The sequence below is a fragment of the Mycolicibacterium komossense genome (assembly GCF_025822605.1).
GTDB classification, from domain to species: domain Bacteria; phylum Actinomycetota; class Actinomycetes; order Mycobacteriales; family Mycobacteriaceae; genus Mycobacterium; species Mycobacterium komossense.
Window position 1 is genome coordinate 462,278 of sequence record NZ_JACKTY010000029.1, and the last position, 13,532, is coordinate 475,809.

17 protein-coding genes and 1 pseudogene are annotated in these 13,532 nt (G+C 66.0%); 3 read left to right on the top strand and 15 right to left on the bottom strand.

Annotated features, from left to right (window positions below; all coding sequences use genetic code 11):
- Window positions 1-2: 2 nt before the first annotated feature.
- The 12 genes from H7J73_RS15685 to rpsJ all read right to left on the bottom strand — a co-directional run bounded on the left by H7J73_RS15685 (window position 3) and on the right by rpsJ (window position 7,909).
- A complete protein-coding gene (locus H7J73_RS15685) occupies window positions 3-1,943 on the bottom strand; it encodes a hypothetical protein (RefSeq protein WP_264068376.1) in 1,941 nt (646 codons plus the stop codon).
- A 558-nt stretch (window positions 1,944-2,501) separates the two neighbouring features.
- A complete protein-coding gene (gene rpsQ / locus H7J73_RS15690) occupies window positions 2,502-2,798 on the bottom strand; it encodes a 30S ribosomal protein S17 (protein WP_264068377.1) in 297 nt (98 codons plus the stop codon).
- A complete protein-coding gene (gene rpmC, locus H7J73_RS15695) occupies window positions 2,798-3,031 on the bottom strand; it encodes a 50S ribosomal protein L29 (protein ID WP_264068378.1) in 234 nt (77 codons plus the stop codon). The genes rpsQ and rpmC overlap by 1 nt, the downstream gene beginning before the upstream one ends.
- Window positions 3,031-3,447: a 50S ribosomal protein L16 gene (rplP, locus tag H7J73_RS15700; RefSeq protein ID WP_264068379.1), complete on the bottom strand. Its 417-nt coding sequence runs from the start codon at window positions 3,445-3,447 to the stop codon at window positions 3,031-3,033. Before rplP ends, rpmC begins: the two co-directional genes overlap by 1 nt.
- Before the next feature lie 2 nt (window positions 3,448-3,449).
- Window positions 3,450-4,313, bottom strand: coding sequence for a 30S ribosomal protein S3 (rpsC, locus tag H7J73_RS15705; RefSeq protein WP_264068380.1), 864 nt, complete (start codon window positions 4,311-4,313; stop codon window positions 3,450-3,452).
- On the bottom strand, window positions 4,313-4,819 hold the full coding sequence (gene rplV, locus H7J73_RS15710) for a 50S ribosomal protein L22 (protein ID WP_264068381.1): 507 nt from the start codon (window positions 4,817-4,819) through the stop codon (window positions 4,313-4,315). The genes rpsC and rplV overlap by 1 nt, the downstream gene beginning before the upstream one ends.
- A complete protein-coding gene (gene rpsS, locus H7J73_RS15715) occupies window positions 4,819-5,100 on the bottom strand; it encodes a 30S ribosomal protein S19 (protein WP_264060403.1) in 282 nt (93 codons plus the stop codon). The genes rplV and rpsS overlap by 1 nt, the downstream gene beginning before the upstream one ends.
- 12 nt (window positions 5,101-5,112) lie before the next feature.
- On the bottom strand, window positions 5,113-5,952 hold the full coding sequence (gene rplB / locus H7J73_RS15720; protein WP_264068382.1) for a 50S ribosomal protein L2: 840 nt from the start codon (window positions 5,950-5,952) through the stop codon (window positions 5,113-5,115).
- A 31-nt stretch (window positions 5,953-5,983) separates the two neighbouring features.
- Window positions 5,984-6,286 carry a 50S ribosomal protein L23 gene (gene rplW / locus H7J73_RS15725; RefSeq protein ID WP_264068383.1) on the bottom strand — a complete coding sequence of 101 codons (303 nt, stop codon included), beginning with the start codon at window positions 6,284-6,286 and terminating at the stop codon, window positions 5,984-5,986.
- Window positions 6,286-6,933: a 50S ribosomal protein L4 gene (gene rplD, locus H7J73_RS15730; RefSeq protein ID WP_264068384.1), complete on the bottom strand. Its 648-nt coding sequence runs from the start codon at window positions 6,931-6,933 to the stop codon at window positions 6,286-6,288. The genes rplW and rplD overlap by 1 nt, the downstream gene beginning before the upstream one ends.
- Before the next feature lie 2 nt (window positions 6,934-6,935).
- A complete protein-coding gene (gene rplC, locus H7J73_RS15735) occupies window positions 6,936-7,589 on the bottom strand; it encodes a 50S ribosomal protein L3 (RefSeq protein ID WP_264068385.1) in 654 nt (217 codons plus the stop codon).
- Window positions 7,590-7,603: 14 nt separating this feature from the next.
- Window positions 7,604-7,909, bottom strand: a complete 306-nt coding sequence (rpsJ, locus tag H7J73_RS15740; protein WP_003925843.1) for a 30S ribosomal protein S10 — start codon at window positions 7,907-7,909, stop codon at window positions 7,604-7,606.
- Window positions 7,910-8,236: 327 nt separating this feature from the next.
- Here rpsJ and H7J73_RS15745 point away from each other — a divergent pair, with 327 nt between their 5' ends.
- A complete protein-coding gene (locus H7J73_RS15745; RefSeq protein WP_264068387.1) occupies window positions 8,237-8,713 on the top strand; it encodes a hotdog fold domain-containing protein in 477 nt (158 codons plus the stop codon).
- Here H7J73_RS15745 and H7J73_RS15750 read toward each other — a convergent pair.
- On the bottom strand, window positions 8,688-9,065 hold the full coding sequence (locus H7J73_RS15750) for a nuclear transport factor 2 family protein (protein ID WP_264068388.1): 378 nt from the start codon (window positions 9,063-9,065) through the stop codon (window positions 8,688-8,690). The two genes, H7J73_RS15745 and H7J73_RS15750, sit on opposite strands and share 26 nt — an antisense overlap.
- Window positions 9,062-10,660: a carboxylesterase/lipase family protein gene (locus tag H7J73_RS15755; RefSeq protein ID WP_264068547.1), complete on the bottom strand. Its 1,599-nt coding sequence runs from the start codon at window positions 10,658-10,660 to the stop codon at window positions 9,062-9,064. Before H7J73_RS15755 ends, H7J73_RS15750 begins: the two co-directional genes overlap by 4 nt.
- A 175-nt stretch (window positions 10,661-10,835) precedes the next feature.
- Between H7J73_RS15755 and H7J73_RS15760 the strand changes: the two genes are divergently transcribed.
- Complete coding sequence (locus H7J73_RS15760; RefSeq protein WP_264068389.1) at window positions 10,836-12,098, top strand: cytochrome P450; 1,263 nt, start codon at window positions 10,836-10,838, stop codon at window positions 12,096-12,098.
- On the opposite strand, the pseudogene H7J73_RS15765 reads toward H7J73_RS15760, so the two are convergent.
- Window positions 12,064-12,647: pseudogene (locus H7J73_RS15765) on the bottom strand (TetR/AcrR family transcriptional regulator). The gene H7J73_RS15760 and the pseudogene H7J73_RS15765 sit on opposite strands and share 35 nt — an antisense overlap.
- 151 nt (window positions 12,648-12,798) lie before the next feature.
- On the opposite strand from H7J73_RS15765, the gene H7J73_RS15770 reads away from it, so the two are divergent.
- Entirely contained in the window at window positions 12,799-13,527 is a 729-nt protein-coding gene (locus H7J73_RS15770; protein ID WP_264068390.1) for an aspartate/glutamate racemase family protein, read from the top strand.
- The last annotated feature ends 5 nt before the right edge of the window (window positions 13,528-13,532 follow it).

The following is a 13,532-nucleotide window of genomic DNA, read 5'->3' on the forward strand; positions in this document are numbered from 1 at the left end:
GGTTAGCCCTGGGGTCGTCTGCTACGCAGGACGATCAGTCCCGCGCCCACGACGACCAGCGCAACCACCCCGGCACCGATACCCAGGTACAGCGCTGTCCGGTTCTGGCTCGGTCCTTCCGGCGCGGCGGCCACATCGGTGGACAGCTGCATCGGCGGGCGCCCCGGCGCTTCGATCAGCGCGTTCCCGTTCAGACGCGACCAGTGCTCGACGTCGGAGTCGAGCCATATCAGCAGACCGTCGAGCTGATCGGGCGCGTTGTTCGAGGTGGCGATCAGCAAGGTGCGCTTTCCGTCGAACATCGTCTGCAGCGAGCCGAACGGCGAACCGGGGTCCAGCGTGAGCTTGCCTTCGGCTCCGCTGCCGTCGACGTTCTGAACAGTGAGCTCGCCGGAGGTGTTCGTGGCGACCGGCAACGTGATCGACGAGTCGGTCCAACCGTCCGCGGCGACCAGCACTGCGGGCCCTTCCGAGGAGATGGCCTCGGGGACGGACTTGACGGCGGTCTCGATCGGCAGTGCGCTCAGACGCTGCAGGCCCACCAGAATCGAGACCGCGCGCCGGGTGTCGTCGAAGCTGTCGCCGATGCCAACCTGCACCCGTGGCATGAACGCCTGCGGCAGTGCCTGGAATCCACCGGGTACCGGCGGGATGGACAGTGCACTCTGGATCGCGCTGTCTCCGTCGATCGTCAGAGTGATCGGCTGGAACTCGCCGCAGCGGCCGGTGTCACCGCTGATGTTCAGCGCGACACCGAGGTTCGTATAACGCTGCAGCAACCGGTCGGGGATGTTCACCCAGCGGTTGATCGAGCCGCTGCTGTCGGCGGGCCAACGGTCGATCACCTCGCCCCCGATGGCGGCAATCAGCTGACCGCCGATCGTCGGCGGGAGCGGGGTGTAGGAACCCTGCAGGTGTATCCGGATGTCGTGGGCCGGCCTGCCCAGGCGGGTCTGGTCCAGCGCGATGGAGACCTGTGGCGACAGTGCCGTCGCGTTGACGCCAGGCTGGCCGAGCTGGCGCATCGTCGTGTTGTCGGCCGCGAGTTGGGGGCTCGAGCGCAGTGGCCCGACAACGGCTTTCGAGCTCAGTGCCAGCCGGCTCAGACCGCTGGACATCAGCCGGCTCTGATTGGTCAGCTCACTGGCGGGTCCGCTGATGATCAGCGCGGGGACTCCGACATCGCCCACCAGCGAAATGCCGGCGTCGGGGTCTTCTCTGATGACGACGTTGCGCTCCATCGGTTGCGACGGTTGTGGCGGAGCGGTCTCGCCCTGGCCCAGCGGCGAAACCGTCACAGCTGTGTTCTGTTTGCCGTAGTGCGCCACCACCGCTGTCGCAAGCCGGATGGCGGCATCGGATTCGGCACGCGTCGGTGTCGGTGACACAAAGAGGTTGATGCGCTGCAGGATTGGGGGCAGGAAATCGGCAATGGCTTTCGGCGGATTCTCCGAACCCGAGTAGACGATGCCGGCGTCGGTCAGCCGCAGCGGGTTGGTCGGATCCAGGCAGTAGCCGGCGATTGGCGACAGGTAGGTACGCAAGGTCAGTGTCACCGCGTTGTCCTCGACGGCAACGCCGTCGAGTGGAATGGTGATCGGCAACCGGTCCACATTGGGCAGGACCACCCGTGACAGCGTCCGGTTGCCTTGCGTCACAGTCAAAGTCCCGCTGCCCAGATTCACCGGTAGCTCGGCCACCGCGGTCAGTTCCGACGGCACCAGCCCTGGTGGGACGGGAAGCGTGATCGAGGTGACGCCCTGGGAACCGTAGAAGGCCAAGGTGGAATCGGCCCCGACCTGCTCGAGTCCGAGGCGGGGGAAGTCCGCAACCAGCCCGCCGTCGCCGGGAGCTGACCATGCTTGCGGCGAACTGATACCGACAGCAACCGTAGCCGCACACAGTGCCACCAGCGCGCGAACAGTCCTCCAAGCAGCAATCACCGCCGAATCGTAATGGGAATTCTTAACCCCCGCAAACAACCCGCCAATATTCGCCAAAAATAAAGGCAAATGGGCGCCAATGAAGATCGCGGCACCCTAGGCGGCCCAGAGAGGGCCCAAAGAGGGCTTCCACCAGTAGCTTTCCCAGAGCGCAGCGGCGGCGGCACCGGAATGCAGGTTCACATCAGGCAGCGGTACAGTGACACTTCACGTGCCACGAATTGATAATCCAGCAAAGTGTGTTGCTAGATTATCGACAGCAAGCGCCGATGCATTACCGGGCACTCCCCGCCTCTCCCGGCCAGACAGACGATCGCGCGCCGCAGTCTAACCTGAAAATGCCACTCACCGATGGTATTCGCGGCCGGTAACGTACCGCCGTGCATCAGACGTCCACGCCACCGGACGCTCCTCGGCAACGACGTACTCGCCGCCACAGCATTGCTGCAGGCATTTGCCAGATATGTTCGCCAGTTCGCCTCGACACCAGACAAAGGCAAAAGCTCCCTACACGCGGTGCGTGCGGGAGCTTTCACGTGGTAAAGCGTTTGCGAGCTACTACTTGGCGCGCTCGAGGACCTCGACCAGGCGCCAGCGCTTGGTCGCCGACAGCGGCCGGGTCTCCATCAGCGAAACCCGGTCACCGATACCGGCGGTGCCGTTCTCGTCATGCGCCTTGACCTTGGTCGTCGTACGAATGATCTTGCCGTACAACGGGTGCCGGTGACGCGCTTCGAGCTCGACCACGATGGTCTTCTGCATCTTGTCGCTCACCACGTAGCCGATGGCGGTCTTACGACGGCCGCGCGGCTTCTCGGTGACGGGCGTGTGCTTCTCGCCAGTTGTCTCTGCCATTACGAATCCTCACCATCGGGTCCGGAGGCCAGACCCAGTTCACGTTCGCGCAGCACTGTGTACACACGCGCAATTTCCTGTCGCACCGTACGGAGCCGACGATTGTTGTCGAGCTGGCCGGTGGCCATCTGGAAGCGCAGGTTGAACAGCTCTTCCTTGGACTCGCGGACGCGCTCGGCCAACTCTTCGTCGGTGAGCTCGCGCAGTTCGCCAGCAGAGATTCCCACTGCCATCAGAACTGCTCCTCTCGGGTAATGATGCGTGCCTTGATCGGCAGCTTGTGGATTGCGCGGGTCAGTGCTTCCCGGGCAATTTTTTCGTCGGGGTAGCTCAGCTCGAACAACACGCGTCCGGGCTTCACGTTGGCGATCCACCATTCCGGCGAGCCCTTGCCGGAACCCATGCGGGTCTCGGCGGGCTTCTTGGTCAGGGGACGGTCGGGGAACACGTTGATCCACACCTTGCCACCACGCTTGATGTGGCGGTTGATGGCGATACGAGCTGCCTCGATCTGGCGGTTGGTGAGATACGTGTGCTCCAGCGCCTGGATGCCGTAGTCACCGAAGCTCACCGCGGTGCCGCCACTGGCGATCCCGCGCTGGCGGGGGTGGTGCTGCTTACGGTGCGCGACCTTGCGGGGAATCAACATATCTAGCTCTCCGTGCCTTCTGCTGCCGGCGCCGGGGCGGCTGCAGCCTCAGTGACGGCCGGCGCCTCAGTGGCAACCGGCGCCTCTGCCGGGTTTTCGGTAGCCGCCCGACCGGCGTCGGTGCTCGTCGCGGTGGTGCCCGAGGCACCGCTGCGACGCGGCCGGGTGGCGCCCGTCGGACGCTCACGACGCGGACGGTCAGCGCCCGCGGGAGCGGCGGCGGTCAGCTCACGCTTGCCACCGACGATGTCGCCCTTGTAGATCCAGACCTTCACACCGATGCGGCCGAAGGTGGTCTTTGCCTCGTAGAGGCCGTAGTCGATGTCCGCCCGCAGGGTGTGCAGGGGAACGCGACCTTCGCGGTAGAACTCCGAACGGCTCATCTCAGCCCCGCCGAGGCGGCCCGAGCACTGCACCCGGATGCCCTTGACGTTGGGCTGGCGCATCGCCGACTGGATGGCCTTGCGCATCGCACGGCGGAACGCCACGCGGTTGCTGAGCTGCTCGGCGACACCCTGGGCCACCAACTGGGCGACCGACTCGGGGTTCTTGACCTCGAGAATGTTGAGCTGAACCTGCTTGCCGGTCAGCTTCTCCAGGTCCGCACGGATGCGGTCGGCTTCGGTGCCGCGGCGGCCGATGACGATGCCGGGACGCGCGGTGTGGATATCGACGCGGACCCGGTCACGGGTGCGCTCGATCTCGACGTCGGCGATACCGGCGCGCTCGAGGCCGGTGGCCAGCAGCCGACGGATCGCGACGTCTTCCTTGACGTACTCCGAGTACTGCTTGTCGGCGTACCACCGGGACTTCCAGTCGGTGGTGATACCGAGCCGGAAGCCGTGGGGGTTGATCTTCTGGCCCACTACTGCGAGCCTCCCTTCGCTTCGTCAGAAGCCTCAGCAGTCTTGGCAGGTGCGGTCTTCGCGGCGGCAGCCTTGCTGGCCTGCGCACGACGCGAGCGCGTGGCGCTGGCCGACGTGGAGCCCCTCTGCCCGCTCTTCTTATCGGGACGGCTCTCGACGATCACCGTGATGTGGCTGGTGCGCTTACGGATCCGGTACGCCCGGCCCTGCGCCCGCGGCCGGATGCGCTTGGCAGTCGGACCACCGTCGGCGAAGACCGTCGCGACGACCAGGGTGGCCGGGTCGAGACCTTCGTTGTTCTGCGCGTTGGCCGCTGCACTGGCGATCACCTTGGCGACCGGCAGGCTGGCGTCCTGGGGAGCCCAGCGCAGGATGTCCAGCGCTTCGGCCACTGACTTACCGCGGACCAGGTCGATGACCCGGCGCGCCTTCGTCGGGGAGATGTGCACGTAGCGTGCCACCGCCTGGGCGGACGGATACGCGACTGTTGCAGATGGAGTACTCATTACCGCCGCTTCGCTTTCCGGTCGTCCTTGATGTGACCCTTGAAAGTCCGCGTCGGAGCGAACTCGCCGAGCTTGTGCCCGACCATCGACTCGGAGACGAACACCGGCACGTGCTTGCGACCGTCGTGGACGGCGAAGGTGTGTCCGATGAAGTCGGGGATGATGGTCGACCGACGGGACCAGGTCTTGATGACCTGCTTGCTGTTCTTCTCGTTCTGAACGTCGACCTTCTTGAGCAGATGGTCGTCGACGAACGGGCCCTTCTTCAGGCTGCGTGGCATCGCTGGCTACTCCTAGCGCTTATTCTTGCCGGTGCGCCGGCGTCGGACGATGAGCTTGTCGCTCGGCTTGTTGGGCTTGCGGGTGCGGCCCTCGGGCTTACCCCACGGGCTGACCGGGTGGCGACCACCGGAGGTCTTACCCTCACCACCGCCGTGCGGGTGGTCGACCGGGTTCATCACCACACCACGGACGGTCGGGCGCTTGCCCTTCCACCGCATCCGGCCGGCCTTACCCCAGTTGATGTTCGACTGCTCGGCGTTTCCGACCTCGCCGACGGTGGCGCGGCAGCGCACGTCGACACGGCGGATCTCACCGCTGGGCATCCGGAGGGCGGCGTAGCTGCCTTCCTTGCCCAGCAGCTGGATGCTGACACCGGCGGAGCGGGCCAGCTTGGCACCGCCACCGGGACGCAGCTCCACAGCGTGGATCACGGTACCGGCCGGGATGTTGCGTAGCGGCAGGTTGTTACCCGGCTTGATGTCGGCGTTCGGCCCCTGCTCGATCGTGTCGCCCTGATGCAGACCCTGCGGCGCGATGATGTAGCGCTTCTCGCCGTCCAGGTAGTGCAGCAGCGCGATGTTCGCGGTGCGGTTGGGGTCGTACTCGATCTGCGCGACCTTGGCGTTGATGCCGTCCTTGTCGTGGCGACGGAAATCGATGACGCGGTAGGCGCGCTTGTGACCGCCACCCTTGTGACGGGTGGTGATCCGACCGTGTGCGTTGCGGCCGCCGGTGCTGTGCAGCGGGCGAATCAGCGACTTCTCCGGAGTCGAACGAGTGATCTCGGCGAAATCGGAGACGCTGGAGCCGCGACGACCCGGGGTCGTCGGCTTGTATTTGCGAATTGCCATGTCTTATATGTCCTCTGTGCTTCCGCCCCGGCTAGGCCGGTGCTCCGAACAGATCGATCGGCTTGCTGCCGGGGGCCAGGGTCACCAGCGCACGCTTGGTGCTCTTCCTGGTGCCGTAGCCCGCGCGGGTGCGCTTGCGCTTGCCCTGCCGGTTCAGCGTGTTCACCGAGTCGACCTTGACCTTGAAGATCTTCTCGATCGCGATCTTGATCTGGGTCTTGTTCGAGTCCGGGTGCACGACGAACGTGTACACGTTGTCCTCGATCAGCCCGTACGACTTCTCCGAGATGACCGGGGCCAGGATGATGTCGCGGGGGTCAGTGATGGTTGCCATCAGACTGAAGCCTCCTGCTTGCTGTTGGAGCTGATGTACGCGTCCAGCGCTTCGACACTGAAGATCACGTCATCGGCGTTGAGCACGTCGTAGGTGTTGAGCTGATCCGGCGAGATGACATGCACACCGGGCAGGTTCCGCACGCTCTTGGCGCCGACCTCATCGCTGCGGCCGATCACGATGAGCACCTTCTTGTTCTCCGTCAGAGTCGACAGGAACGTCTTGGCACTCTTGGTCGACGGAGTCTGCCCTTCGACCAGTTCGGTGATCGCATGGATGCGCTCGTTGCGCGCCCGATCAGAAAGTGCGGAGCGTAAAGCCGCGGCGATCATCTTCTTCGGGGTGCGCTGGCTGTAGTCACGCGGCTGCGGGCCGTGCACGACACCGCCACCCTTGAACTGCGGAGCACGGGTCGAGCCCTGACGGGCGCGGCCGGTGCCCTTCTGCCGGTACGGCTTCTTGCCGCCGCCGGAGACCTCACCGCGGGTCTTGGTGGAGTGCGTGCCCTGACGCTTGGCGGCCAGCTGCGCGGTGACCACCTGATGCATCAGCGCGATGTTGGCTTCCACGTCGAACAGTTCGGCAGGCAACTCGACGCTGCCGTCCTTCTTGCCCGCGGGCGTCTGAACATCAATCTTGAGAGCCATGACTACTTCTCACCTCGTTTGATCGCGCTGCGCACCATGACCAGTCCGCCGTTGCGACCCGGGATGGCGCCCTTGATCAACAGCACGCCGTTCGCGGCGTCGACCTTGTGCACCTTCAGGTTCTGCGTGGTGATCTTGTCGCTACCCATCCGGCCCGACATCCGGGTGCCCTTGAAGACACGACCCGGGGTGGCGCAGCCACCGATCGAGCCCGGCCGGCGGTGCACGGCCTGCGCACCGTGGCTGGCGCCCTGGCCCTTGAAGCCGTGACGCTTCATGGTGCCGGCGAAGCCCTTGCCCTTGGAGGTACCGGTCACGTCGACGTAAGCACCGTCGGCGAAGATCTCGGCGGTCAGTTCCTGACCGACCTCGTAGTCGGCGGCGGCGGCCTCGTCATCGAGCCGCAGCTCGGCGAGGTGCCGACGCGGGTTGATACCAGCGGCAGCGAACTGACCGGTGACCGGCTTGGTCACCTTGCGCGGGCTGATCTCGCCGTAGGCGAGCTGCACGGCGCTGTAGCCGTCGAGCTCTTGGGTACGGATGCGGGTCACCACGTTGGGTCCGGCCTTGACGACCGTGACCGGCACAACCTTGTTGTTCTCGTCGAACACCTGCGTCATGCCCAGCTTGGTGCCCAAAATGCCTTTTCTAGCCATTTTTCTCGGGTCTCCTACTGAATGTTGACGTCGACGCTGGCCGGCAGATCGATGCGCATCAGCGCGTCGACCGTCTTCGGCGTGGGATCGAGGATGTCGATCAGGCGTTTGTGGGTGCGCATCTCGAAGTGCTCCCGCGAGTCCTTGTACTTATGCGGGGACCGGATGACGCAGTAGATGTTCTTTTCCGTCGGCAGCGGCACCGGGCCGACCACGCTGGCGCCCGTACGGGTGACCGTCTCGACGATCTTGCGCGCCGAGGCGTCAATCGCCTCGTGGTCGTAGGCCTTGAGCCTGATGCGGATCTTTTGTCCCGCCACGCTTGTCCTACCTCACTAATACTGGGCCCATTCGGGCCTGGCCTGGTCACAGCGCTGTTCGCGCTTGTACGCCGCCGCTGTTTACCTGTCTCTGGTTCACCGGCCCCCGCGGTCGGGTGTGTCGCCCTCACGCAGCCTTGACCGCTTCGAAATATTCATCGCGATCTAAGGTGGGACCGGACGCGCCCGTAAGGGCGCCGGTCGTAGCCCTGGCGAGCGAACCCGGCTCAAGGCAACCCGAACAGTATGCCTCAGAACCGGGCGTGCTCCAAATCCCTGGTCAGCTGACCGGCCCCGAGGATATTACTGCCGAGTAAGATCCGTCGGATGGGCACTTCCACCGTCACATACCGCACATGGCAACGGCTGACCGGGCGTCCGGGCGGCAGTCGGCTGTTCTCGGTGGCCGCGATGGCCCGCGTGCCGTATTTCGCTACGGTGCTCCCCCACGTCGAGCGGATGGAACCCGGTTTCGCGCAGGTCGCGGTTCCTAAATGGTTCTTCGTCCACAACCACTTGCGCACCGTGCATGCGATCGCGTCGTGCAATGCCGCGGAGGTGGCGATGGGCATGCTGATGGAAGCCACGGTGCCCACTACTCATCGTTGGATCCCGAAGGCGATGACTGTGCAGTACCTGGCGACGGCGACCACCTCGCTGCGCGCCACCGCCCGGGTGAACCCGCCGGACTTCAGCCTGCTCACGGCCGGCGTCGAACTGGTGGTGCCCGTCAGCATCACCGATCGCAGCGGCGCCGAGGTCGTGCACGCCGAGATCACTACCTGGGTGACGCCGGTCGGCTGACGGGGCCGTAGGTGCCGTGCCCCTCGCGCACCTGGTCGCCGTCGAAGATCAGCACCTCGTTGACCAGCCCGCCCCGTTCGTTGCGGTAGTTGATCACCAGGACGGACTGTCCCGCGTACACACCCACGACCTCGAACCGCAGCGCGGGCACCAGCGCCAGCGCGGTGGTCCAGTAGGTGCGAAGCGCCTCCTTCCCGCGCACGACTCCCCCGGTCTCGGGCAGTACCTGGGCCGCGACGGGCGAGGTGAACTCGACGTCGTCGTGGAAGTGCTGGAGAACGGCCTCGACATCGTGGCGGTTCCAGGCCTGCACCCAGTCGTTGGCGAAGGACTGCGGATCAGGAGTGCTCATCGCGCACCTCGAAGTTCGCCGGCGCCGGCCCAGAATCCGCACTGGTGATCCTCGGCGAATGTCGTGATGACCCGGCTGCCGCCAGGCTGGAAGGACATGGTGGGTCGGGCCTGCACGTGGGTGTCGACCTGAGGCCAGACCGGCATCCCGGTCATCCCGGGCACCCCGGTACTGACGAATTCACTCCAGTACCCGATCATCTCGTCGGACAACTTCTGTTGTACCGGGTTCAGCGGCGGTGCGCCGCCGACATCGAACAGATAGCGCAGTTCCAGGGAGTGGCTGGCTCCGATCGGGAACGGTACGTGGCGCAGCGCTTCCGGCGCAGGTGCATCGGGATCGTTGAATTCGTAGGCATAGACGGGCGCGGCGGCCGCGAGATCACCGGCCATCCGGTCCGCCAGGCAGGCGAACACCCCGTCTGTCACTGCCGCCGAGTAGGCCCGCGCCACGCTGCCGCCATACCGGGACAACGGATAGTGCTCCGCGACCGCGGACCCGTCGGCACCGAAGGTGTCGGACAGTTCTTTCGGATACTCCGCAGCCGTGGGCAACCGGCCGTTGCGCAGGTACTGGATGGCCGTGAACAAGGTGAATTCGTCATGGTTGGTACCGATCAGCACCGGTACCCGCGCCGCACCGCCGGACGCGGCCGCCGTGACGGGGTCCACCGGCAGCGTCGATGTGCCCGTGACAGGTCCGGTGAGCCCGTCCGCACCGATGTGGAAGTACCACGGCGGCGCCTCCAGCGCGCTCGGCGGCAGGGCGCGCAGGCACGCGGCCGCAGTCGCCGGATCGGGACAGCCCACCGAGCGGGCGTAGGTCAGGCTGCTCTGCTCCGCGGTCGCCAGCGGCGCCTGGGCCTGACACGGGCCGCTCTGGATGATCGCGGCCCGGAACAGCCCGGCCGATTCGGGGGCCACCAGGTGATCGCAGACCGACATTCCGCCCGCCGATTCTCCGGCGATTGTGACCTTGGCCGGGTCGCCGCCGAAACCGGCGATGTTCTCCTTGACCCAGCGCAGCGCGGCCTGCTGGTCCTGCAGCCCGTAGTTGCCGACCCGGCCTGGTTCGCCGAGGGCGGGATGGGCGAGGAAGCCGAGCGCCCCCAACCGGTAGTTGACGGTGACGACGACGATGTCGCCCTTGGTGGCCAACGCGCGGGCGCCGTACAGATCGCTGCTGCCGTTGATGAACGCCCCGCCGTGGAACCAGACCATCACGGGGCGCCCTGCCGCCCCGGCAGGCGACCACACATTCAGCGACAGGCAACCCTCACCGGTCATCCTGCCGAAATCGGGGTCCTGGGAGGTGTCCTGGATGCAGCGCGGACCCGTCTTGCTCGCATCGCGCATGCCCGGCCAGGTCAGCGGCGGCTGCGGCGGCTGCCAGCGCAGCGGACCGACGGGATCTGCCGCGTACGGGATGCCTTCGAACAGCTGATAATTCGAGCTCACCAGGCCGCGTACCACGCCAGACTTGGTTTTCACCACGCCGGCCGCCAGCCCGGGATCGGCGGGCTGAACCTCGGCCGGGCCCATCGAGTCCGACGGCGACGGGTCGGCGTCGTGTCCGCAACCGGCCACCACCGCCATCACCAGGACTATCGCCGCAAGAGCCTTGAGGCATCGACGGGACGGTCCAAGCGGCACGCGTCCGAGGGTAGACGAGACGATTGTTGGGCAAAGTGCTGACGGAACGGCCGTCGCTCCACAAGACTGAACTTGACGGCCGTCAAGTAACGATGACGCAGATGTGAGGAGACCACGCATGAGCACCCCGACGCAGGAGCACAAGGCCAGTGACGAGGGACAGGTGCTGGCCGATCCGACGGCGTACAGCGACGAACCGCGACTGCACGCCGCACTGACGAACCTGCGGGCCAACGAACCCGTCGCCTGGGTGGACAACGCGCCGTACCGGCCCTTCTGGGCGATCACCAAACATGCCGACATCATGGCGATCGAGCGGGAGAACAACCTCTTCGTCAGTGGCCCACGCCCCCTGCTCATGCCTGCCGATGCCGAGGACCTGCTCCAGGCGCAGCAGGATGCCGGCATCGGGCTGCGCACATTGATCCACATGGACGATCCGCATCACCGCGACGTGCGCAAGATCGGCGCCGACTGGTTTCGGCCAAAAGCAATGCGCGCCTTGAAACTTCGGGTCGATGAGCTGGCCAGGCGCTACGTGGACCGGATGCGTGATATCGGCCCCGAATGCGATTTCGTCACCGATATCGCGGTCAACTACCCGCTGTACGTGATCCTCTCGCTCCTGGGCCTGCCCGAGGAGGATTTCCCGCGGATGCTGCAGCTCACCCAGGAGATGTTCGGCGGCGACGATGCCGAGCACCAGCGTGGCGGCACCCCCGAGGACATGCTCGCCGTCTTGATGGACTTCTTCACGTATTTCGCCAGCCTGACTGCGTCGCGGCGCGCGCACCCTACCGACGACCTGGCCTCGGCCATCGCCAACGGCCTGATCGACGGCGAGCCGATGTCGGATATGGACACCGCGTCGTACTACGTCATCGTGGCCAGCGCGGGCCATGACACCACCAAAGACGGGATCTCCGGTGGCCTGCGCGCCCTGATCGACTATCCCGACCAGCTGGCCCGGTTGCGCGATGATCCGGCGCTGATGCCCACCGCGGTCGAGGAGATGATCCGGTGGACGACGCCGGTCAAGGAATTCATGCGTACCGCCACCGCAGACACCGAGGTGCGTGGCGTGCCGATCGCGCAGGGTGAATCGGTGTACCTGGCCTACGTCTCGGGCAACCGCGACGAGGAGATCTTCGACGAGCCGTTCCGGTTCGATGTATCGCGAGATCCCAACAAGCACTTGTCATTCGGTTACGGGGTGCACTTCTGCCTCGGCGCCGCACTGGCCAGGATGGAGATGAACAGCCTGTTCACCGAGCTGGTGCCGAGGCTGGAATCGATCGAATTGGCCGGGCCGCCTGAGCTTTCCGCAACGACGTTCGTCGGCGGCCTCAAGCATCTGCCGATTCGGTACTCGGTCCGGTGATGCCCGTTCTCCTGCCGTACACATGCAGGAATCCCTCCACGGAAGCCCGGACGCACTCGCCGTAGTCGATCCCGGCCAGGGTGGACATCTTGACGGTGACCAACGGACCCAGCAACAGGGAAATCGCTGCGACACTGTCGTATTCGCCGAGTTCGGCCGCCGCCTGCGGGCTGTCGAAGATGGCGTCGAAAGGTGCCGCATACTGCTCCAGATCACCGCCAAGGGCGACCCAGTACATCGCAGACAGCATCATCGGGGTCTGCCCGATCAGGTCCGCCCAATCCTGTAGCAGTCGGGTGAGCATTTCCCGCAGGGTGCCGTCTGCCGAGGGTATCGGCGCGGGTGGCAGCACACTCTGGAAGGCCGCCGCCAGCAGATCGTTTCCACTGGGAAAGGGGCGATACGGCGTGGCGCGCGCCGCGTTTGCCCCACGGAGCACTGCATCGACGTGACCGCACCAGGCCCCTCGGACCGCAGCAGTGCCGTCGCGGCTTGGAGTAGCCGGGCGCGGGAACGCGCCGGGCGCGGATCGACGCGCCCGTTACCCATGCGCCATCCATCGTGGGCCATTCGCGGCGCAGATCCTGTCCCTACGTCCGCCGATCATCGGTGGCCCCTTCGTCTGCCGGTGAGATCCAGCGCATCCGTCACGAGCCCCGGTCTGACCAGACTACCGATCCGGCAGTGGCCGAAAGGGCCAATGCACACCCAAGCGACCACGCCCGCAGAGCCGATCCACCCGGTCGCGACTACCCTGGCCATGGTGCGATTACTGCTGGTCAACCCGAATACGACCGCGTCGATGACGGCGGCGATCGCCACGAGCGCGGAGGGCGTCGCCCGCCCGGCGACGCTGATCGAGGCGGTCAACCCGGACCAGGGACCGGCCAGTATCGAGAACGACGACGACGAACTCCGTTGTGTGCCAGGGCTCCTGGCTCAGATCAGGACCGCAGCTGCTCGGCCCGGCGCCCAGCGGCCCGACGCCTACGTGGTGGCGTGCTTCGGTGATCCGGGCCTGGCGGCAGCGCGCGATCTCGTCGACGTGCCGGTGCTCGGCATCGCCCAAGCCGCGATGCATGCCGCCGCCCTGGTCGCAGGGACGTTCTCCGTCGTCACCTCGATGTCGGCCACCGTGCCCCGCGGTTGGGAGCTCGCCAAGGCCTATACCCCGGCAGCCTGTCTCGGGGTGTACGCCACCGATATCCCAGTGCTGCGAATCGATTCGGACCCCGCCACCATCGATCCCATCGGCGACGTCTGCGCCAGGGCACTGGCCTCCGATGGCAGCCGCTCGATCGTGTTGGGTTGTGCGGCGATGGCGCGGTTCGCCGAGCCGCTGCGGCAGCGTCTGGGTGTTCCGGTGATCGACGGCGTGGTGGCGGCGACCCTGCTGGCCGAGGCGCTGGCCCCGCTCACCGACGCCTGATCCGA